Source organism: Paenibacillus sp. RUD330 (assembly GCF_002243345.2).
Taxonomy (GTDB): Bacteria; Bacillota; Bacilli; order Paenibacillales; family Paenibacillaceae; genus Paenibacillus_O.
The window spans coordinates 5,408,238-5,428,573 of record NZ_CP022655.2 but is presented as its reverse complement, the minus strand read 5'-3'; the positions used below and the strand labels follow the sequence as shown (position 1 = coordinate 5,428,573).

At 59.1% G+C, this 20,336-nt stretch carries 17 protein-coding genes; 9 read left to right on the top strand and 8 right to left on the bottom strand.

Going from position 1 to position 20,336, the window contains the following annotated elements; genetic code table 11:
* Nucleotides 1-26 precede the first annotated feature (26 nt).
* Nucleotides 27-1,832, top strand: a complete 1,806-nt coding sequence (gene ade, locus CIC07_RS24490; RefSeq protein ID WP_076357354.1) for an adenine deaminase — start codon at nt 27-29, stop codon at nt 1,830-1,832.
* Nucleotides 1,833-1,959: 127 nt separating this feature from the next.
* Here ade and CIC07_RS24485 read toward each other — a convergent pair whose 3' ends face one another.
* From CIC07_RS24485 to CIC07_RS24465, 5 genes are all read right to left on the bottom strand, one after another.
* On the bottom strand, nt 1,960-2,274 hold the full coding sequence (locus CIC07_RS24485) for a hypothetical protein (protein WP_076357356.1): 315 nt from the start codon (nt 2,272-2,274) through the stop codon (nt 1,960-1,962).
* The gene (locus CIC07_RS24480; RefSeq protein WP_076357358.1) at nt 2,267-2,635 is read right to left on the bottom strand and encodes a DUF6864 domain-containing function; all 369 of its coding nucleotides are present in this window, start codon (nt 2,633-2,635) and stop codon (nt 2,267-2,269) included. Before CIC07_RS24480 ends, CIC07_RS24485 begins: the two co-directional genes overlap by 8 nt.
* A 211-nt stretch (nt 2,636-2,846) precedes the next feature.
* A complete protein-coding gene (locus tag CIC07_RS24475; RefSeq protein WP_076357360.1) occupies nt 2,847-3,704 on the bottom strand; it encodes a class II fructose-bisphosphate aldolase in 858 nt (285 codons plus the stop codon).
* Between the two features lie 417 nt (nt 3,705-4,121).
* Nucleotides 4,122-6,548, bottom strand: a complete 2,427-nt coding sequence (locus CIC07_RS24470; protein WP_076357362.1) for an alpha-L-arabinofuranosidase C-terminal domain-containing protein — start codon at nt 6,546-6,548, stop codon at nt 4,122-4,124.
* 120 nt (nt 6,549-6,668) lie between these two features.
* A complete protein-coding gene (locus CIC07_RS24465) occupies nt 6,669-8,258 on the bottom strand; it encodes an arylsulfatase (RefSeq protein WP_076357364.1) in 1,590 nt (529 codons plus the stop codon).
* A 171-nt stretch (nt 8,259-8,429) separates the two neighbouring features.
* Here CIC07_RS24465 and CIC07_RS24460 point away from each other — a divergent pair, with 171 nt between their 5' ends.
* A complete protein-coding gene (locus tag CIC07_RS24460) occupies nt 8,430-8,744 on the top strand; it encodes an ArsR/SmtB family transcription factor (RefSeq protein ID WP_076357366.1) in 315 nt (104 codons plus the stop codon).
* Nucleotides 8,745-8,809: 65 nt separating this feature from the next.
* A complete protein-coding gene (locus tag CIC07_RS24455) occupies nt 8,810-9,280 on the top strand; it encodes an SRPBCC family protein (RefSeq protein WP_076357368.1) in 471 nt (156 codons plus the stop codon).
* A gap of 240 nt (nt 9,281-9,520) precedes the next feature.
* Here the strand turns inward: CIC07_RS24455 and CIC07_RS24450 are convergent, their stop codons facing one another.
* Nucleotides 9,521-10,312 (bottom strand): hypothetical protein, encoded by a 792-nt coding sequence (locus tag CIC07_RS24450; RefSeq protein WP_076357370.1) that lies wholly within the window; start codon nt 10,310-10,312, stop codon nt 9,521-9,523.
* A 733-nt stretch (nt 10,313-11,045) separates the two neighbouring features.
* On the opposite strand from CIC07_RS24450, the gene CIC07_RS24445 reads away from it, so the two are divergent.
* Nucleotides 11,046-12,005 (top strand): ATP-binding protein, encoded by a 960-nt coding sequence (locus CIC07_RS24445; RefSeq protein WP_481855876.1) that lies wholly within the window; start codon nt 11,046-11,048, stop codon nt 12,003-12,005.
* Nucleotides 12,006-12,050: 45 nt separating this feature from the next.
* Here the strand turns inward: CIC07_RS24445 and CIC07_RS24440 are convergent, their stop codons facing one another.
* Nucleotides 12,051-12,752, bottom strand: a complete 702-nt coding sequence (locus CIC07_RS24440) for a glycosyltransferase family 2 protein (protein ID WP_234992953.1) — start codon at nt 12,750-12,752, stop codon at nt 12,051-12,053.
* A gap of 152 nt (nt 12,753-12,904) precedes the next feature.
* Here CIC07_RS24440 and CIC07_RS24435 point away from each other — a divergent pair, with 152 nt between their 5' ends.
* A complete protein-coding gene (locus tag CIC07_RS24435; RefSeq protein WP_076357376.1) occupies nt 12,905-14,668 on the top strand; it encodes a stalk domain-containing protein in 1,764 nt (587 codons plus the stop codon).
* Nucleotides 14,669-14,959: 291 nt separating this feature from the next.
* On the opposite strand, the gene CIC07_RS25735 is transcribed toward CIC07_RS24435, so the two are convergent.
* Nucleotides 14,960-16,471 (bottom strand): exosporium glycoprotein BclB-related protein, encoded by a 1,512-nt coding sequence (locus tag CIC07_RS25735; RefSeq protein WP_083688148.1) that lies wholly within the window; start codon nt 16,469-16,471, stop codon nt 14,960-14,962.
* 239 nt (nt 16,472-16,710) lie between these two features.
* On the opposite strand from CIC07_RS25735, the gene CIC07_RS24425 reads away from it, so the two are divergent.
* The 4 genes from CIC07_RS24425 to CIC07_RS24410 all read left to right on the top strand — a co-directional run bounded on the left by CIC07_RS24425 (nt 16,711) and on the right by CIC07_RS24410 (nt 20,243).
* Nucleotides 16,711-17,610, top strand: coding sequence for a 3-hydroxyacyl-CoA dehydrogenase (locus CIC07_RS24425; RefSeq protein ID WP_076357380.1), 900 nt, complete (start codon nt 16,711-16,713; stop codon nt 17,608-17,610).
* A 161-nt stretch (nt 17,611-17,771) separates the two neighbouring features.
* Nucleotides 17,772-18,776 carry a Gfo/Idh/MocA family protein gene (locus CIC07_RS24420; RefSeq protein ID WP_076357999.1) on the top strand — a complete coding sequence of 335 codons (1,005 nt, stop codon included), beginning with the start codon at nt 17,772-17,774 and terminating at the stop codon, nt 18,774-18,776.
* A complete protein-coding gene (locus tag CIC07_RS24415) occupies nt 18,773-19,705 on the top strand; it encodes a helix-turn-helix transcriptional regulator (protein ID WP_076357382.1) in 933 nt (310 codons plus the stop codon). The genes CIC07_RS24420 and CIC07_RS24415 overlap by 4 nt, the downstream gene beginning before the upstream one ends.
* Before the next feature lie 67 nt (nt 19,706-19,772).
* On the top strand, nt 19,773-20,243 hold the full coding sequence (locus CIC07_RS24410) for a GyrI-like domain-containing protein (RefSeq protein ID WP_076357384.1): 471 nt from the start codon (nt 19,773-19,775) through the stop codon (nt 20,241-20,243).
* Nucleotides 20,244-20,336: the final 93 nt, after the last annotated feature.

Sequence of the window (20,336 nt, the reverse complement as noted above, 5' to 3'; positions counted from 1 at the left end):
TTCGATTGAAGGAGTGGAGGAGCAGGATGAGCGCTGGAAAAAGAACGCCGCTGCATGAAGCAAGCCGGCTGCTGTCCCAGGTAGCCCGCGGCGAGGCGGAGGCCGAGGCCGTCATCCGGAACGGGATTCTGGTCAACGTCCATACCGGGGAGCTGCTGGAGCATGTCGACGTTGCGATCGCATCCGGCCGGATCGCATACGTGGGCAACGCGGAGCATGCCATCGGAAGCGGCACGCGAATAATCGATGCGGCGGGAAGGTACATCTGCCCCGGCTTGCTGGACGGGCATATGCATGTGGAGAGCACGATGCTGTCCGTGACCGAGTTCGCCAAGGCCGCTCTGGCCAAAGGAACGACCGGAATCTTCATGGATCCGCATGAGATCGCCAATGTATTCGGAACGGAGGGCGTGAAGCTGATGCATGAGGAAGGGCAGCAGCTTCCTCTCAAGGTGTTCACGACCTTTCCCTCGTGCGTTCCGGCGACTCTCGACCTTGAGGATGCCGGCGCCAGGCTGGGCGTCGAGGACATCTCCAAGGGACTGGCCTGGGACAATGTCGTCGGACTCGGGGAGGTCATGAATTTCCCTGGAGTGGTGTACGGAGATCCCGTCATGCTCGGAGAGATCGAGGCCACGCTCATGAGCGGCAAGACGGTCACCGGCCACTTCCCGAGCGAGGATGACCGCATGCTGCAAGCCTATCTCGCCGCTGGCGTCACCTCCGATCATGAGACCGTCACCCGGGAGCAGGGGCTGCAGAAGCTGCGCATGGGCATGCATCTCATGATCCGCGAAGGCTCCGCCTGGCATGACGTCAAGGAAGTCATCAAGGTCGTGACCGAGGACAAGGTGCCGACGGGCAACATCTCTCTCGTCACCGACGACGTCAGTCCGCAGACGCTGATGGAGAAAGGACATCTCAACCATGTCGTCCGCCGGGCTATGGAAGAAGGCGTGGAGCCTGTCACGGCCATCCAGATGGCTACGGTGAATGTGGCGAGGTACTTCAACTGCGAGCGGGATCTCGGCAGCATCGCGCCGGGGCGCTGCGCGGATATTCTGCTGCTGGACGATCTGGAGCGGATGCTGCCGTCGACCGTGCTTGCGGACGGGGTTGTTGTCTACGATCAAGGACAGCTGCGCGAGGAATGCTTCCCGGCGTTCGTGTATCCGCCGCATATCCGCCAGTCCATGCATGTCGGACGCGAGCTGGCGGCGGAGGACTTCCGGCTCGCCAGCCGGTTCGACGCGGCTGCCGCCCGCGTCAACGTCATCCGCATTATCGAGAACAGCGCGCGGACCGAGCAGGCCGCCGCGGAGCTGCCCGTGGAGCAAGGCGTCATCCTGCCGGATATCCGGCAGGACACGATCCGTCTGGCCTGCATCGAGCGGCATCACGGCAAGGGCCAGGTGTCGCTGGGCTTCGTGCAGGGCTTCGGAATAACGCAAGGGGCTGTCGCCTCCACGGTGGCGCATGACAGCCATAACCTGCTCGTCATGGGCGTGGATGAGCGGGAGATGGCGTTCGCGGCCAATGAGCTCGTCAAGATCGGCGGAGGCATGATTGTGGTCAGGGACGGTGAGGTGCTGGCGCAGGTTCCGATGGCGATCGCGGGACTGATGTCGGAGAAATCGCTGCCGGAGGTCGTGTCCGAGGTGGCCGGGCTCGAGGAAGCCTGGAAGGCGATCGGCTGCTCCCTGAATGCTCCGTACATGACCTTTTCGCTGGTGGCCCTGCCTGTCATTCCGGAGATCCGGATTACGAACCGGGGGCTGGCGGATGTGACGCAGTTCAAGCTGATCGACGTCGAGATGGCCCCGCCGCAATAAGGGCCGGCTACAAGCGGCGCCCGCCTTGCCGACAAGGCGGGCGCCGCTTGGCGTGTTCTAGAAGACGGCCTGTCTCCGCATCATCTCTGAGCAAGCCCTATTCCGGCTTGGGGCTGGTTAATCGGCTTCATCCTCCGGAATCCTTGGAACGCGATCCGATCAAGTATCCGATGATGGTCGATTCGACCGGAAGGACGACGAGCGTCCACATCTCCTTCAGCCCGAAGTCGGCGGAACGGTACGACGCGGGCGTCAGCGTATAGACGAGGGCGATGAGCAGGACGCCAAGCGCGATCGTGCCCACGATATAGAGGCGGACATTTTCGCCGGAGCCGTAAAATCTTCCGAGGAAGCCGAGCTCGGCTTTTCTTTTGTCGCTTTCCGCGTTCGCGGCGATGATTTTGCTGGCGACCTTGGGATCCTGGATCTCGAGCTTATTCATCTCCCGGACCCCCTTCGCCGGAGTAGAACGTGAAGGCAAGCGCCCATGCGGACAGATCGTAGTGGATCGTCACCTCGTAGCGGAGAGACAGGCTGCGGTTGTCGAGCACGCCTAGATGGATCAGATCCTGATTGCCGGTCGGCTTGCCGCGCGGATAGTTGATGCAGGCGATGCGGACCTCGTTGTAGCGGATCAGCTGGATATCCGTCGCGATGTCGTCCCGATGCGGATCGTGTTCGATGCAGAAATGGAAGGTCAGAGGGTCCTTTTCTTCCGACAGCGTGATTTCAATCGGGCTCATGCCGTAGGCGGATACACGGCCGTAGTAGACGGCCTCCATTCCCCCGGAAGTTATTTTCATCTTCATCCCTCCGATAGCGGTCTCGTACAAGCATCATCGTTCTAGTGTACGAGAGAGGCTGCTGGGACATGACTGCCGAAGGAGCCGAGGCCGGACAAGAAGTCAGGGGCTCCTTCCAAGGCGATGCGCCCATTTAGGCGGCTGCCTATTCCGGCATGCAAAAAAAGGCAGGAAGGACCGAGGTCCTCCCTGCCTTTTTCGTATGGTCGTCTTACGCTTTGTTGGAAGAACCGAACTCGCGCATCTTGCCGATGACCGTCGCTTTGATCGCATCGCGTCCTGGTGCCAGGAATTTGCGCGGATCGTAGACTTCATGGTCAGCCGTCACGATTTCGCGGACTTTTTTCGTGAAGGAGATTTGGTTCTCCGTGTTCACGTTGATCTTGGCCGTTCCGAGGGAGATGGATTTCTTGATGTCGTTCGTAGGGATGCCCGTGCCGCCGTGCAGAACGAGCGGAAGCTTGATCGTCTCGCGGATTTCCGCCATTTCCTTGAAGCCGAGGTTAGGCTCGCCTTTGTAAGGACCATGGACGGAGCCCAGAGCAGGAGCCAGGCAGTCGATGCCTGTCAGCTTGACCAGCTCGAAGCATTCTTTAGGATCTGCGTAGATGACGCCGTCGGCAACGACGTCGTCTTCTTGGCCGCCGACCGTGCCGAGCTCGGCTTCAACGGAAACGCCCTTGCTGTGCGCGTATTCAACGACTTTCTTCGTCGTCTCGACGTTCTCGTCGAACGGATGGTGGGAAGCGTCGATCATGACGGAAGTAAAGCCGGCATCGATGGCTTCTTTGCATTTGTCGAAGCTGGAGCCGTGGTCGAGGTGGATGGCAACCGGAACCGTGACTTTCATTTCGTCGATCAGGGCGCCGACGATGGCGGTAACGACCTTGAAGCCGCCCATGTAGCGGGCCGCGCCTTCGGATACGCCGAGAATGACCGGGGATTGCTCTTCCTGTGCCGCAGCGAGGATCGCCTGCGTCCATTCCAGGTTGTTGATGTTGTACTGGCCGACGGCGTAGCCCTCGGCAAGCGCTTTGTTCAGCATGTCCTTCATGGAAACGAGTGCCATTGTAACTCCTCCTAGTGTCCTGTTTCTGTAGATGGTTTCTCCTCATTCGAGCCCGGGGGCAAAATGAGAATGGCAAGGCTAATGGACCAGCCAATGCTTGTCTACAGCTATTTTAACATAAATGCAGGTCCGTGAACCTGGAATTTATGAGCCAGCCGGCGCTTCAACGCTGACATCGGCGAGTCAGGTTCTGCGAACGCCGGTTGGATCGGCGATCTCCGGCGCAAGTGCAAGGATTAAATTTCCACCGCGAGGCCTCCTTTATTCGTTCCAAACGAAAAAGCCCCGAGGCTGGGCTCAGGGCTTTTGATGAGGAGCGATGCGGGTGGAGATGGGGGAGGCAGAAGGCCTGTCATAGGGAACCATGCGGGTGGGGAGGGTCCGTCCGGCATGTCATAGGGAATCATCGGGCCGGGGTCAGCCCAGCTTCTCGACCTTGGCGTTGTCGATATAGAAGATGCCGTCCGCATCGTTCACTTCGAACCGGAGATCGGTCAAAGCGGAAATTCCGGAATTGTTGAAGCCTTTCTCCGTCACGCGCTCGCCGTTGATGAAGAGGCTGTAAGAGGCGGTTTCGGTGTTGAGCAGCAGCTCGACATCGTACCACTGGCCCGCGGCATAGACCGCGCGCGTTTTGATATCGTTTTTGATTTTCCCGTCGGCGTTGAAGTTGGCGTCCGCCGCTATGGAGCTGCCGCCCATGACCAGGAACCGGAGCCGCGCGCCGGTCTGGGCGGACTTGATCCGCGCCGTCGCCCGGATGATGCCCGTAAGCGAGCCGACAGGGCGCGAAGCCGACACGTTGGTCCCGCTGCGGGTCAGCCGCAGCACGCCGCTGCCCGGCTGGCCGGGGTCGGGCTGGTTCGTTCCGCTGCCGGCGGGCGTCACGGCGTAGCCGTTCGGGACGGTGCCCGGGGCGTTGTCGAAGTCGTTGAAGATCACGCCCGTCCAAGGGTTGGCCTGATTCCCGCTCCAGCGGAACGAGGTGACGGAGTGGGCCGGGAACGTATAGGAGAACGTGGAGGCGCCGACTCCAAGCGCCGCCGAAGTTTCCGTGATGCCGACGTCGTTCGGATGGGACACGTCGTTGAACGACGTGAAGCTGGCGCCGTTCAGCGTGCGGAGAGCCGCCTTGCCGGCGATCTGGTAGCCCCTCAGATCGACCTGCGCGTTGACCGCGTTCGCCGATGAGCGGTTGATGACGACGAGGTACAGGTCATTCCCCGTCTTCGATGCGGCCGCGGCGAGCGCCGGGTAGGACTTGGTCTCGGTTTCGACCGGATTGTTGACGATCCAGCTGCTGAGCAGGCGGCTGCCCGTGCCGTTGCCGATCAGGCTGTACGCCTTGGCCATGCTGGATTCGACGAATGCAGACAGGTCGGGAGCGGCAGGCGCGTACAGACTGTTGTACACTTGGCCTGCTCCCGGCAGCGCCGGTCCGCCGCCGAACGAATAAGCGGCCAGTCCCTGGTGGATGTAGATGCCCCAATTGGAGTTGATCGCTCCCGCCAGAGCCGTCGCATAGGTCAGCGCGCGGCTCAGGATTCTCGCTCCGTCCGCTCCCATAGGGCTGTTCACGACAATCCGTCCGTATTCCGTAATCGGCGCCGTCGTGTCGTTGCGGAGCGACCGGTCCCGGAGCTCGCTTCGAATCGTCTCCAGATTGCGGACGTGGGCGTCGCCTTCGGCGATGTAGGCGTCGTGCAATTGCTGCACGGTGGAGTGGTCCGCGCCGCTGTAGTAATCATGGACGACGTATCCATCGACCTTGCTCCTGGGAATATAGTCGTAGATGGATTCCAGGCTGCTGTACACCCGGATGCCGGGATCGATTTCCTTCATGGCGTCCGCATAGGCTTGAAAGCCGGCATGGACATGCTGATAATTCGCTGCGATGACGGCCTGATTCGGCGGAATATGGCCATGAGTGCCGTCGCCGAACCGGATTTCCCCCGTGGCGTCGTCGAACTGGTAGACGTTGGACGCGCCGGCGGCCGCGAGGCTGGCGACTTCGGTCCATGCCGTCCCGTTCACGGTGACGGTCTGCGTATCGGCTGCGACGGGCGCGTAGCGGGTGTAGAATTTCTCGGCGGCCGCTCCTGCGCTCCGGTTGTCCGACCAGGTGCCGTATTTGCGGGCTCCGCTCTGATGGACCGTATCGCCGAGAGCGTATTTCTCTCCGAAGCTTTTGTTCGGACCGGCCGCCGAGGCTCCATCCATCCAATACCTCTGATTGGCCGAAGCCATTTCGTTGCCGAGCTCGAAGTGGGTCACCTTGTACGGGGCAGGGTGGCCGTTCGCCGCCCGCACGGCGGCCCAATCGGTTCCACCGCCCGGATTGCTGCCGTCGTTCGGGGAATTCAGGTATTCCACGAGATCGGCGGCGCTTTGGGGCGTCTCGGTCACCTCGCTGACCATGTAGACGGTGTCGGCCTGAAGCGATTCCGCGTACCGCAGCCCTTCATCCACTCCGAAAGCGGGGTATGCGCTGGAATAATCGCTGCCGAGCACCTCGTTTTTGCGGCTGGCGAGAGGACCGATGGAGTCTTTCCAGAGAAACAGGTTGCCGATCGTTCCGGCGGGGTACCGCAGCATGCCGAATTTGGCCGCCGCCATTTTGGCCTGGATATCGGGATAGACCTGACCCTTGGCGGAATCGTAGAGTCCGTTGGCATTGTTGGAATACCTTCCGTTGGCTCCGATGACGTCGCGGTCGATCGCGCCCCGGTCGACCGAGGAATCGACGATGATTCCCGCTTCGCCTGCGGCGATGCTTCCCGAGGCCGGCAGAGCCGCCGATGCGGCGAGCAGGACGACGAGACTTTTTTTCAAAAGCGGCTGCATATCATTGGCCTCCTTGCAGGATGGGTTGGAAGACGTGAAAAAGAAGGGTTCGGCAGCGGATTTTCCTGGAGCCGGCCGCATGCGGGGCGGTGCCTCACGGGATGTTCCGCTTGGAACCGGCTACCGCTTCAGCAAGCGGAGGATCTCCTCGCGGGGCTTCACTCCGCATCGGTCCGCCCACGACTCGTATCGGGCAGCCATCTGAGCGGCCCGCTCCGGATAGGCCGCCGACAGGTCGCGCAGCTCGGCGCGGTCGGAAGCCAGGTCATAGAGCTCCCACGGACCCGGATGCCGCCGGACGAGCTTCCAGGAGCCGATCCGGACGGCCGCGTTGCCCTCATGCTCCCAGAACATCGGCGCGTTCCTGTCGGCCTCCCCGTCCAGCAGGCGCAGCAGGCTGACTCCTTCCATGGGCGGGATGCTCCGGCCCCGATAGAGGTCCGGATAGGCGGCCCCCGCCGCTTCCGCGATGGTGGCCATGATGTCCGTCAGCTGGCCCGGAGAATGCCGGAGTCCGCCGGGATCGGCGACCCGCTCCGGCCAGTGGAGGATGAGCGGAGTCGAGATGCCTCCTTCGTGGATCCAGTGCTTGTAGAGGCGGAAGGGCGTATTCGACAGATTCGCCCATGGCAGGCCGTAGCTCTGGTAAGTGGATTCCCCGCCCGGCAGCAGGCGCTTGTCGTTGCCGAAGACGACGCGGCCGCCTTCCCGGTCATGGGAAGCGGCGATGAGGCTGTCCAGCAGCCAGCGCTCGCTGTCCAGCCCGAGCTGCTCCGCGCAGCCTCCGTTGTCGGCAAGGAAGATGAGCAGCGTGTTGTCGAGCCGGCCGCTCCGCTCCAGCGCATCGACGATCGTCCCGATGCCCTGGTCCATCCGGTCGATCTGGGCGGCGTACACTTCCATGGCGCGCAGCTCCCATTCCCGCTCCGAGGCTTCGTCCCAGGCGGGAGCCTCCTCGTCCCTCGGCGAGAGCTGCAAGTCCTCCCGCACGATGCCCAGCGCCTTCATCCTCTCCAGCCGCTCCGAGCGCAGCCTGTCCCAGCCGGCATCGAACCGGCCCTCGTACTTCCGGATCGTTGCCTCCGGCGCGTGGAGAGGCCAATGCGGAGCCGTATAGGCGGCATAGAGGAAGAACGGCTGCTCCGGCGCTTCCGCATGATGGCGGTCCAAAAAGCGGACGGCCTGCTCGCTGATCGCGTCCGTGTAGTAATACCCGGCATCACCAGCGACTTCGTCCTCGATATTATCGTTGTTCCGGCAAAGAGTGGTCGGCTGGAAGTAGCTGCAGGCGCCGGCGATCGTGCCGTAGAACTCGTCGAATCCGCGCTGGGCAGGCCATGACGGCGCCGGCGCCGACTTGCTCGCCGACAGATGCCACTTGCCGCTCATATACGTGCGGTATCCGCTCTCCTTCAGCACCTCCGCGATCGTGACGCACCGGTCGTTCAGGCTTCCTGCGTAGGCGTCCTCGTTCAGGTTCTCCAGCATAAGCCCGACCCCCGACTGATGGGGATGAAGCCCGGTCAGGAGCGAGGCTCTCGAAGGGCAGCAGCGGGCCGTGTTGTAGAACTGCGTCAGGCGGATGCCGCCTGCGGCCAGCCGGTCCAGATGGGGGGTGTCGATCTCGCCGCCGAAGCAGCCGAGATCCGAGTAGCCCATGTCGTCGTTGAGAATCAGGACGACGTTGGGCTTGGTTGTCTGTTCAGGCATGATTCCGCTCCTCCGCTATAAAGTAGGGTTATCAAAGAAGCATACTTGGAATTATACGTTACACGACCTCCTGAACGATGGAAATAGCGCATTGTTTGGCAGGAAGACCACCGTATGTCTGCTGTTGTTCATGCCTTGACGGAAATATAGCTGAACGGTAATATATAAGCCATGAATGAGGACAAGCTGTTTGAAGTGCTCGCCGAGCCCCAGCGCAGAAAAATTCTCGATTCCCTGCGCGTCCGGGAGCGCTCTGTCGGAGAGCTGGTTGCTTTATCGTCGCTAAGTCAGCCCGGAATCTCCAAGCATTTGCGGATATTGCGCGAAGCCGAGCTCGTCTCGGTACGAAAAGAAGGGCAAAGCCATTGGTATCGATTGAACGCAGAGCCATTGAAGGAGCTGGATCGTTGGTTCGAGCCTTATCGGCGGTTCTGGTCGGACAGGCTGGACGCTCTGGAGAAGCATTTGGACGAAGAGGACCGCTAGAACGGTCGCGTGATACCAGGGATTTCGGGGGAGACAGCCCTGATTCCCAAAGAGGAGGTCCAATCATGCTGGCGACATTAACCCCTGTAAAGGATGGATACGAAGCCCGCTTCGAGCGGCGCTTGAAGCATCCGGCCGAAAAGGTCTGGTCGTCGCTCACAGTCAACGGCAAGCTGGCGGAATGGTTCCCGGAGCTCCGGGTGGACGAGCTTCGCGAAGGCGGAAGCATCCGGTTCGACATGCGGGACGGCACGTTCAAGGAGCTTGAGATTCTCGAGCTGCGGGAGCATTCCGTCCTTGAATACGCTTGGGGCGAGGACAGGGTCCGTTTCGAGCTTTATCCGGAGCCCGGCGGATGCCGCCTCGTCTTGATCGAGACCATCCGCGAGATGACCGGCCATACACCCAAGGATCTGGCCGGCTGGCATGTCTGTCTCGATGTCATCGGCGCCTTGCTGGACGGGAGAACGATAGCCCGCATGGAGGAGTGGAAGCTGGCTTACGAGGACTACAAGCTGCTGCTGATGACCTTGTAAAACCGCCATTACCCTGTCCGCGTGAGTGCAGTCCATAGATGAGGCGGCTGTTATCGTCTGCATCATGTACGGCAGAAATGCAAAGAAACCCTGCTCATTCGTTTGAGCAGGGTTTCTTTGCGGCAATATACAAGAGCCATAGGCAAGGTGCGAGGGCTGCCGGCCGCCGCTGCGGCAAGCAGCTTCGGCCGGCAGATCAGGCTCGGGGATCCCAGCTGCTTGTGCCGGGCTTGCCCGACTTTATAGATCGGCGAAGCTGGCCTGGATGCAAGCGACAATCGCTCCGATGACCTGCCCTTTGAACGCATCCGGAACCGATTCGCCGGAGACGTTGTGGTAGGTGTACAGGTTGGCAGCCGTGTCGAGAGTGAAGCCGAACGAAAGCAGGGCTTTTTCAAGCTCGGCAGGTAGCTGGTTCGATCCGAGCTTGTCGACGTAATAGGCTGTCGGGCCTACATAGAGGTCGACGTCGCCCTTGCTCGATTTAATGATCAATACGTCGTTTCGGTTGTTCAGCTCCCATTGGCCCTTCGAGTAAACCGACAATCTCGAGCGCTCAAGTCCGCTGAGGCCGTCAATATTCACCCCGAAGATGTAGTTGATTATTCTGCGGCTATCCGAGCCCTGAATGCTTTCTCCGTAGGCGGACAGGAAATGGTCCATGACGTCGTTCTTTTTCAGACTCATGATAGCGGAGTCCCGGCTCTCGTCATCCGAAGCCAGACCGAGATAGGTGCGCACACCGGCCATGATCTCGGAGTTGTAGCTCGCAAGCAGATTGCCTTCATCGTTTTGAGACATGAGATCGAGGTCGAATCCGAAAACCTTGCCTACCGCGTCTCGAATGACTTGGCCCCGCGCCGGGTTTCCGAGCGACTCCAGATAGATGTCCATGACGCGGACTTGCGCCAGGGCATTGATCTGGCTGTCCATCTCCGTCGAGCTTTCATCTGCGCCCAGGGATGCCCGAACAACCTTCATCACCTCGATTGGATATTTGGTGCTCTGCTGATTTATGACAGCATCGGCCATTGAGCAACTACCTCCGAATGAATGGTTTTGACTTGCAGAACTTGGCTGCCGCCATACCTACAATAGCACAGGGGCGACAACGGAATAAATGGAAAAGCAGGAAAATCTCCATTGTGCGCAGGCTGCCAAACAGGGGGCGGAATGTACCTTCCGCGCCTTTTTTTGGCTGCTCGCAGGGGAGAACAGGAGCGCAGCGGAGCCTTGAAGCTGCACATGCTGGCGGCCGCAGTCAACGGCGATTCCCTTCCTGGCGCAAGCCGGTTCGCGGTTTTATTGGAGGCGTTTTCAAATCAAATTTTAGGATTATTCAAAATATAACGATGAAATCATATGTAATTGATCAATCTGTGATTATAATGGTGTAACGAAATGCTTGCTGACAGAATATAGCTTGAAAATGAAATTTATTTCCCTGCTGCATCAAATATTGAAAGGAAGTTATTCATTGTTTGAGACCTTGCTCTTGAATTTTCTGTTTTTATTAGTTCCAGTCGTGGCTTTTTTAATCTTTTTTGAAAATAAACCCCATCCCTATCATAACAATATCCTTGTTGTTTTATCTGCCATCACGATGATTCTTTGTATCATCAAACCAATAAAGCTAGATATTGGATTTATATTTGATTTGAGATATATCCCGTTCATCCTTGTGGCTTTGTTTGGAGGCCACAAGAATGTATTCCCGCTGTATATCATCCTGAATGCATGCCGCTTCTATGTTGGAGGGCCAGGGATGCTGGAATCGTTCCTGTTCTCTACCGGGGTCTTCATCCTGATTCCTATCTACAGCAAAACGTTCTTGAAATTGGATTCCCGGGGCCGTGTTGTCGCGGCGGCCGCCATTGCCTTTCTGACGATGGGATGTTACCTCGCGACTCTGAGCCTGATTCTAGGCGTATCCGATCGGCAGTTCCGGACCCTCTCCTGGAATGCCTTGACGACTTATGTCGGAGTGACAAGCGTGATCATGATTCTGATCGAGAAGATTCTGATCAACTTCAAGAACAGGGAGCGGATTCTCCAGTCGGAACGGTTGAATGTCGTCAGCGAGCTGGCGGCAAGCGTCTCGCATGAGATCCGGAACCCGCTCACCGTAACGAGCGGATTTCTGCAAATGCTGCAGAAATCGGTGACGATCACGCCGGAAGAGAAGAATTTCGTGGACCTTTCATTGCAGGAGCTCAACCGGGCGGAGAAGATCGTCAGCGATTATCTGTCGTTCGCCAAGCCGCAGTCGGAAAACATGGTCTTCTCCAACATGATCGATGAGCTGGAATACACCAAAAATGTCATCATGCCGTATGCCTCGATCCATGAAGTTGAGGTGAAATTCAGCTTCAGCAACAGCCTCCAAATCCGGTATGACCGGAATCAGATCCAGCAATGCTTGATCAATATCTACAAAAACGGAATCGAGGCGATGAAGGAGACGGGAGGCGGCATCCTCTCCATCGATGTCGCCGAGAGGAAGCAGCATATCGTCATCAGCATCCGGGATACGGGAATCGGAATGACCAAGGAGGAGATCTCCCGCCTGGGCAAGCCGTATTATTCGACGAAGGCGGAAGGGACCGGCCTTGGCATGCTCATGGTCTACAGCACGATCGACAAGGTGAAGGGCGTCGTCGAAGTCGAGAGCGAAAAGGGCGTCGGCACGACCTTCCTGCTCACCATACCCGCGAGCGGCCGGTGACGGAGGCCTGCTGCTGCAGGATCGCCGGCCGGTCCTCCGCGCCGGTCAGGCTTTTTTCTTGGCGTAGGCGGCATAGGCATCGGTAACCGCAATGGGAAGGCTTTTGGCCAGATAGTACCGGTCGTTGACCTTCCAGGTGTGGGTGCTCTTGTTTTTTCTGCGGATGTACACGTAATTGTAGGGGGAGGATGCATAGACGGTGCAGCCTCTCTTTCTGCATTTCCTTAAAAACCGGACATCCTCGCCCAAGGAAATATCGTCGAAGCGCGCGTGCTTCAGCACGCTCCTCCGGAACAAGATCGTGCCCCCTTGGATAAAGTCGACGAATCTATGCTGCTCCTCGGGGGAGCGGACGACCAGCTGCCTGCCTTCCTCCAGATAGACGAGGCAGGCATGCTTGCCGATGACGGAGCTTCCTTTGGAGACAAGCGTCTTGACCTGCTCCCGAAGATAATAAGGCGAATAGTAATCATCGTGGTCAAGCTTGGCGATCAGTGGATGCTTGGACCGCGAGATGCCGCAGTTCAAGCATTGGCCGAGCGATATTCTCTCGGGCACAGAGTAGACGCGGACATGGCGGTGAGCGGAGGCTAGGCGCCGGATCGCCTTCAGATCGGCCTTGTCCTTGTTGACGATGAGGATCAATTCCTTGTTCGGATAGAGCTGCCGCTTGTAATTGCTCAGAATGTTCGGGATGAATTCGGGCCTGTTCGTGCAGGCCACGATCGATACTCCAGGTTTGGCCACGTCTCGCCCCTCCATTTCGATTCAGGTCCATTCATTCTATGAAAGACGCGAGGAAGGCGCTTGGCCAAAAGCCTATCGGGTAATGGAAACATATTCCTGATTTGCGCGTCTATATTGACGTTCCTATTACGAACCGATAAGGAGAAGCCTACATGAAGAAAGCCGCCTCGCTTCTACTGGCGTCGAGTCTCTGCCTGAGCCTTACGGCCCTTCCGGCGCAGGCATCGGAAGCCGCCAAGCCATTGCCCGAAGTGTTCGGAAATATGATTGTCTTTCCTTATGACTATCAGAACAAAGCTTTCATCCGCGGACAGAAAACGGACATCTACGGCGATTTCAAGCTGGCGCAGAAAAAGGGGCGCGTCCTCGTGCCGATTCGCCTGATGAGCTATCTCGCGACTCAGGCGGACCTTCAGCAGGGCTGGGAAGCCAATTGGCAGCAGCAGAAGCCGGATGAGGTCGTTCTCCACAGCAGCAAGCTCAAACGAACGGTCAAGTTCACCGTAAACAGCACTTCGATGACCGTGAATGGCGAAGTCCGCGTCATGGATGCGGCGCCGCAGAAGGTGAACGGACAGATCATGCTGCCTTTGCGAAGCGCGGCGGAAGCGATCGGCAAGAAGATCGATTGGCATGACGGCCTTATTCTCATCGGAGACGATGCCGTGGATTGGCAGGATCCCGGGAGTCTCGCGGCCGGCGGCAAGGTCAAGGAGCAGCTGGCCGATTCCCGCAAGCCGATCAATTATGGCGATTCCGTCCCTCTTGGCCGGCATGGCAATGTCTCGTACTATTTCAAGCGCCTGTATACGGGCAGCGGAGCTGTCGAGAAGCTGTACCGCCAAGCGGACGGTCAAAAAGAGGCCGCCATTGAGCTGGCCGGAAATCCGGTATTCGATCAAGCGAAGGTCATCGGGCAAAAGCTGTATTATGTAGCTGCCGTTGATAAGCTGGCCGAGCTGCATGCGTATGACCTTGCAACCGGAAAAGCGGCCGCCGTTGCCAAGCTGTCTTCTTGGAAGCCGGAGAATGGCTGGGTTGCCGGCATCGAGAGGATGGATGGCGATCTGTACATCATCCTGCATACAGGAGACTTGACGGTAGGATCGGAGACGTTATACCGGGTGGATAACGGGACCCTCGCCAAAGTCGCCGACGCCCGCAGCATCATCCACTACGTCAAATCGGGAGAGGCTCTGTATTTGGCCGAATCCGATCCGATGGCCAAGCCGGAAGACAATCTGAGCCGAGTGGATCTGAAGACCGGCAAGAAGGAGGCATTCGGGCAGCCTGGATATGCCTACCTCATGAACCGGACGTCCAACGGGCAAGGTCTCGGATACTCGAGCGCCGGCAGCATGTATGCCCGGGACGGCTATCTGTATGCGCTCGGCTACAAGGAAAGCGACGGGGCGGATGAGAGCTCCGTCTACAGAATCAGCTTGGGAGATCAGACGCTGACCAAGCTGACAGGCCCGGCCGCATCATTCTGGATGGACGGAGGCCGAATATACTACGTCGAGGGCAAGACCGGTCATGTGATGTCCGCCGGGATGGACGGGAGCGGCGCCAAGACGCTGGTCAGTCGAAAGGCGGCACAGGTCCAATTCGTCGCCGGAGCCATTTATTACAAGGTCAATCCGGCCGGCAGCGACTACGACCCCGGAGAGCTGTTCCGGTACGATCTTGCCTCCGGCAAGGAAACGAAGCTGGCGGCTCAGCCCGTCAGCACGTATTATGCGGGCCCGGCCGGCGTCTACTATCTGTCCGGCGGTTACGAGCCCGGCATCTATCGGATCGATTCCAACGGAGCTCAAGTCCGGGTAGCCTCGGACAATATCGCCAGTGCTATCCTGACGGAGGAGGGCATGGTATACACGATGGCCTACAAGGAAGGGATTTATGCGGTGAAATAGGCGGACTTCGTCGGCTGCCAGCCAGCGCTCTCATTCCATGAGCGCGCAAAAAAGAAGAGAGGCTTCGGCCTCTCTTCTTTTTTGCGTTCAACGGGAACCGCCGGCAGGCTATTGAGCGGGGACAGGCCGGTACGATCCCTTCCACGATACCCAGCGGCCAAGAGGCTCCGGCCGGCTGTTGGACCACAGGGATCGGGCTCCAGACAGGAAATGTTTGACTGGGCTATCGTAGGAGTGGCGGCTTGGGCGGAGATTCCGGAAGCCGTCAAGTCCATGAGTCAGGGAAGGGGGTCATTTGATTTGCACGCTCGCGCTCGCATACCCTCCGATCGTATTGTTCAAGGTCAGCCCTGCCGCGGTGGCCGAGAAAACCAGAAGCAGCCGCGAGCCCGCTCTGACCTGCACGTTCAGTCCGCTGCTGATGCCATACGATATGTTGCCGACAGGGATGATTCCCGTGAGGGGAGGGCTCAGCGGCACACTGGCGCCGACCGGCGTGAATTGGTTGTTGGGGTTTGGCGATACATAGAGCTGAGCCGTGATGCTCACGGTGCTTCCAATGAGAGCCAATGCATTCGTCGAGCTGAAGTATCCACTGATCGAAGTGATCGTTCCGGATTCGGGAACCAGGAATCCGTAATTGAGATTGACGCCCGCACCTCCCGTCAGATCAATGATGGGCCCGAGTTGTACGGATGCATGGCTGCCGAAGCCGAGCAGCGCTCCTTCACCTGAAAGTCCGCCGATTATGGTCGTGAGCGATACGGGGGTGCCGGAAGCAAATGGAATTATCGTGCCGATGCCGCTGCCGACAGATCCATCGGCGCCTTTGGCGGCAATGACGGTATAGTCGGGCGATAGGCCAGGAATTCCAACCGGACTGGCTGTGGTCGTTATATAGGTGCTTCCGGAATAGGTGACAAGCTGATTGATCGGATAATTCGCTGCGGCAGCGAGGTCATACGCAACGAGACCGCTGATGGAACCGGCCGGTCCGGCTGGTCCTGCAGGGCCTTGGGGACCGACGGCCCCTTCCGGTCCGACCGGGCCTTGCTGGCCGGCAGCGCCTGCCGGTCCCGCGTCGCCTTTGGCGCCGGTAGCGCCCGCGTCGCCTTTGGCGCCGGTAGCGCCGGTGTCGCCTTTGGCGCCGGTAGCGCCCGCGTCGCCTTTGGCGCCGGTAGCGCCGGTGTCGCCTTTGGCGCCGGTAGCGCCGGTGTCGCCTTTGGCGCCGGTAGCGCCCGCGTCGCCTTTGGCGCCAGGAGCGCCCGCGTCGCCTTTGGCGCCGGTAGCGCCCGTGTCGCCTTTGGCGCCAGGAGCGCCCGCGTCGCCTTTGGCGCCGGTAGCGCCCGCGTCGCCTTTGGCGAACACGAGCTCGACCGTTTGGCTTTTCGGATCCCAGCCTATTTGCGCGCCGAAGGCTGCCGCGAAGAGGCGGATAGGGAGGAGAACGCGGCCTTCTTTAATCTGAGCCGGGGCATCCAGCGCGACTTGCTCCGTAGAGGAGCCGTTCCTGACTGTCGCTTTTTTGGTCCCGACAACGAGAGTCACCGTGACGCCATCCTTGGCAGCGGTTACGGTCTGGGTCTTGCTGTCCCATGCGACATCGGCCCCCAGCGCTTGATTGATGTCCTTCATCGCCACGAGCACCGTGCTGTTGACGAGAATGGGAGCGACTTCATACTTCACCTTCATGTCGTTTACGTTCAATGTGATTCCTCCGGCCGCGGATACGGCTGGCGCCGAGACGAGGCTGACGGCCAGCGCCAGCAGCAGCGTCGACTTGGCTAATGTACCTTTTACCACTTGTTTGACCTCCTTGGAATGATGGTGGACGGGTGCGGCTCCTATCGCTTCTATGATGCTGTATGCCGGTAATGGGATGAAGTGCGGGTCCAAGGCCTGTTCCCTGTTCTAATGTCGGACGGCAAGGTCGAAAATGATAGCGGGAATATTAAAAAAAGGAAGAAACGGGGTAAGGAGTCGTATGATTGTTCCTGAACACGGGAAACTTTACGGTAACCAAAAGGAGAAGGAGAGCGAAGATGAACTTCAATGTGATTATGGTGGCAGGCAGCGGCGTCCTGGGCAGCCAGATCGCTTTTCAGGCGGCATTCAAAGGTTTCCGGGTCACGGTATACGACATCAATGACGAAGCCTTGGCCAAAGCGAAGGAACGAATCTCGAAGCTGAAAGCCAACTACAAGGAGGATCTCCGGGCGACAAGCGAGCAGGTGGACCAGGCTTACGACCGGCTTTCCTTCAGCAGCGACCTTAGCCAGGCGGCAGCCGATGCCGACCTCGTCATCGAAGCCATTCCCGAGGTCGTCCGGATCAAGACGGAATTCTATGAGAAGCTGGGCCAAGCGGCGCCGGAGAAGACCGTCTTCGCCACGAATTCCTCTACGCTGCTGCCCAGCCAGTTCGCCCAAGCGACGGGCCGGCCGGCGCAATTTCTTGCCCTCCATTTCGCCAACGAGATCTGGAAAAACAACACGGCCGAAATCATGAAGCATCCGGGAACCGACCCGGCCGTGTTCGATCAAGTGGTGGCATTCGCCAAGGCGATCGGGATGGTCGCCCTGCCGCTGCACAAGGAGCAGCCCGGGTATATTCTGAATTCGCTGCTCGTTCCGCTGCTGGATGCGGCGCAGATGCTTCTCGTGAAGGAAGTCGCCGATGTCGAAACGATCGACAAGACGTGGATGGTCGCGACGGGCGCTCCCCTCGGCCCGTTCGCCATCCTGGATGTCGTAGGCATCAACACCGCTTACAACATCGGCCTCTCCAAGGCGCAGGCGACCGGCAGCGAGCTGCATCGGAAGGCAGCCGACCTCATGAAGTCGGAGTATATCGACAAGGGCAAGCTGGGGCGCGCGACGGGAGAAGGATTCTACAAGTATCCGAACCCGAGCTTCGCGGATCCGGAGTTTCTGAAGAGCTGAAGCTGTCCGATATAGGCTTGGATGAAGAGAGGGAACGCATTCCCTCTCTTTTTTGCCGTGCAATCCGTGGTATATTTTGTTTATCCATAGGCAGTCGGCAGATGCAGACCCTGGGCGGGATTGTCATTCTTAAATTCTTGAACGAAGAAACGGAGCGGAGCATGAAAAAGATCAGGTTGGCCGTCATCGGTCTGGGCGTAATGGGAAGGAATATGATTGTTCAGAAGGCTCCCGGGTTTCCGGAAGATATCGAGCTGGCGGCGGTATGCGACCCTGACGCGGCTGCGATCGAGAACGTCCTGGGCAGCGCAGGCGGGGTAAGGACTTATTCGGATTACCGCATCATGCTGGATGAGGGCGGCATCGACTTGCTGTACATCGCCGTTCCGCCGGCCATGCATCATGAGGTGGCGACAGCCGCTTTGCAGAGGAACATCCATGTGTTCTGCGAAAAGCCGCTTGCGAACAGCCTGGAGGAAGCCCGCCAAATGGCGGAGCTGGCAGCGGGATCGGATCTCGTGAACGCCGTGCATTTCTCGTTCCCGCTGGAGCCCCCGGTCCTCAAGCTCAAGGAGCTGCTGGAGGAGGGCGCGGCCGGCACTGTGGAGAGAATCGAACTGTTCCTGCAGTTCCCGCAGTGGCCGCGGGCCTGGCAGCAGAACGGATGGGTCGCGACCCGGGAGCAGGGCGGATTTCTGCTGGAAGTCGGCATTCATTGGATCCATATGATCCAGCAAGTTTTCGGCCGCATCGCCCGGCTGAGCAGCGAGGTCTCTTATCCGGCCGACAGCGGGCTGTCCGAGAACAAGGCCGAAGCGACACTGGCCTTGGACAACGGAATTCCGGTCCTCCTGAGCGGAAGCGCGGGCATGCCCGGCGAGGAGAGGGTTTCGATGGTCGTCCATGGCTCCAAGGGCGTCGTCGCCTTGGAAAACTGGCAGCATCTGTACAGCGGGAATTCCGCCGACAGCCTTGAGGCGGTCGATGCCGACGGCATCGCGAGCCCGCTCCCGATGCTGAAGCAGGTCATCGCGGCGCTGAGAGGCGAGGCTGCGGTTGTCTATGATTTCGCGGACGGCTACAACGCCCAGGTTGTGCTGGAAGCGCTGCGCCGATCCGCCGGCTCGGCCGTCGAGCTAGGGCCGCTGTATCTCACCCGTCCATGAAGATCGACCGTCTTCTGGCCATCACCGTGCTGCTGCTGAACCGGGGGCGGATCAGCGCCAAGGAGCTGGCCGAACGGTTCGAGGTTTCAACCAAGACCATCTATCGCGACATCGACAGTCTGAACCTGTCCGGCATTCCCATCGTCACGTTCAAAGGCGTATCGGGCGGCTTCGAGATTATGGAAGGTTATACCATGGACCGCCAATTCCTGACCCGCGAGGAGATCGGCGCTTTGGCTTCGGCTGTGAACGGGATGAAGTCCGCGCTGGATGACGGCATGCTTGCCGTCCTGCTCGACAAGGTCAAGGCGCTTGTCGGGAAATCCGGCCGCAGTCCCTCCTCCTCGGAAGCAGTCATGTTCGACTTCAATCCATGGGGGCAGAGCGGTCAGGCCAGAGAGAAGCTGCTCATGCTGAGGCATGCGGCAGACCGCATGCTCAAGGTGGAGATCCAATATGTGGACCGCAACGGAAGCGGGAGCGAGCGGGTAATCGAGCCTGCCAATCTGATCATGAAGGCGGGCATCTGGTATGTGAGGTCCTTCTGCTTGCTGGAAAATGAGATCAGGGTGTTCCGGCTGTCCCGTATTCGGGAGCTGCGGCTGCTGCCGGAGCATTTCCGCAGTCGCGAGCTGCCCTTGCTCGACAAGTACGAATGGGATCGGGAATGGTCCAAGGATAAGGAAACGGATCTGATCCTTGAATTCCATCCCGATGCGCGTCACAGGGTCGAGGACTCCTTTCCTTCCCATCTGGTTCATCCCGATGCCGATGGCCGGGTTACAGTGGCGGGGAGGCTTGCGGTGGATGAGTGGTTCTATGGCATGCTGCTCAGCTACGGAGAGCATGTCAAGGTGATCGAACCGGAATTCGTGGCGGAGGAGCTCGTATTCCGGGTGCGAAAAATAATCGGCCTGTACGCGAAATAGGACCGACAGCTGTCCACTTTTCTGCTCTATGCTGATATCAAACCAAGAGCGGAAGGACGGTTGCCGGATGAAGACCTATGTGACGGAAAGGCCTATGCTGACGCTCGCAGGCGTGAGCGCAAGGACGACGAATGCCAGGGAGGCAGGGCAGGACGGCGTGCTGCCTGGACTGTGGCAGGCGTTTTTCAGCAGCGGACTGGCATCGGAAGCACAAAGCCGCCGGAGTTGCATCTATGCTTTATACACCGATTATGAATCCGATGCTGCAGGCTCATACAGGGCGTTGGTCGGCTGCGAGGCCGACAGCAGTCTTGCGGAGAAGGAAGCGGACGGGGCTGTCGTGCCCGCCGGCAAGTATCTTGTTTTTCGTACGGAGCGAGGCCCGATGCATGAGGTTGTGCCGAAGGCGTGGGCGGAGATTTGGAGCTACTTCAAGAGCTCATCGGAGATAAGGACCTTCACCGGGGATTTTGAGCAGTATGCTGCTCAAGGGGATGGGGGAGACACGGAAGCGCTCATCCACATTGCGATACGTTGAGAACACCTGCCACAGCAGGAAGCAAAAGAACGGGAAGCCCGAGGCTTTCCGTTTTTTTGCGGGAGTGCGCCCAATCCTCATGGACGGTTATAA

What these genes read in the sequence shown, in the direction of transcription:
- ade (WP_076357354.1), top strand. Translation starts at nt 27, where the DNA reads ATGAGCGCTGGAAAAAGAACGCCGCTGCATGAAGCAAGCCGGCTGCTG.
- CIC07_RS24485 (WP_076357356.1), bottom strand. Translation starts at nt 2,274, where the DNA reads ATGAATAAGCTCGAGATCCAGGATCCCAAGGTCGCCAGCAAAATCATC.
- CIC07_RS24480 (WP_076357358.1), bottom strand. Translation starts at nt 2,635, where the DNA reads ATGAAAATAACTTCCGGGGGAATGGAGGCCGTCTACTACGGCCGTGTA.
- CIC07_RS24475 (WP_076357360.1), bottom strand. Translation starts at nt 3,704, where the DNA reads ATGGCACTCGTTTCCATGAAGGACATGCTGAACAAAGCGCTTGCCGAG.
- CIC07_RS24470 (WP_076357362.1), bottom strand. Translation starts at nt 6,548, where the DNA reads ATGCAGCCGCTTTTGAAAAAAAGTCTCGTCGTCCTGCTCGCCGCATCG.
- CIC07_RS24465 (WP_076357364.1), bottom strand. Translation starts at nt 8,258, where the DNA reads ATGCCTGAACAGACAACCAAGCCCAACGTCGTCCTGATTCTCAACGAC.
- CIC07_RS24460 (WP_076357366.1), top strand. Translation starts at nt 8,430, where the DNA reads ATGAATGAGGACAAGCTGTTTGAAGTGCTCGCCGAGCCCCAGCGCAGA.
- CIC07_RS24455 (WP_076357368.1), top strand. Translation starts at nt 8,810, where the DNA reads ATGCTGGCGACATTAACCCCTGTAAAGGATGGATACGAAGCCCGCTTC.
- CIC07_RS24450 (WP_076357370.1), bottom strand. Translation starts at nt 10,312, where the DNA reads ATGGCCGATGCTGTCATAAATCAGCAGAGCACCAAATATCCAATCGAG.
- CIC07_RS24445 (WP_481855876.1), top strand. Translation starts at nt 11,046, where the DNA reads ATGCTGGAATCGTTCCTGTTCTCTACCGGGGTCTTCATCCTGATTCCT.
- CIC07_RS24435 (WP_076357376.1), top strand. Translation starts at nt 12,905, where the DNA reads ATGAAGAAAGCCGCCTCGCTTCTACTGGCGTCGAGTCTCTGCCTGAGC.
- CIC07_RS24425 (WP_076357380.1), top strand. Translation starts at nt 16,711, where the DNA reads ATGAACTTCAATGTGATTATGGTGGCAGGCAGCGGCGTCCTGGGCAGC.
- CIC07_RS24420 (WP_076357999.1), top strand. Translation starts at nt 17,772, where the DNA reads ATGAAAAAGATCAGGTTGGCCGTCATCGGTCTGGGCGTAATGGGAAGG.
- CIC07_RS24415 (WP_076357382.1), top strand. Translation starts at nt 18,773, where the DNA reads ATGAAGATCGACCGTCTTCTGGCCATCACCGTGCTGCTGCTGAACCGG.
- CIC07_RS24410 (WP_076357384.1), top strand. Translation starts at nt 19,773, where the DNA reads ATGAAGACCTATGTGACGGAAAGGCCTATGCTGACGCTCGCAGGCGTG.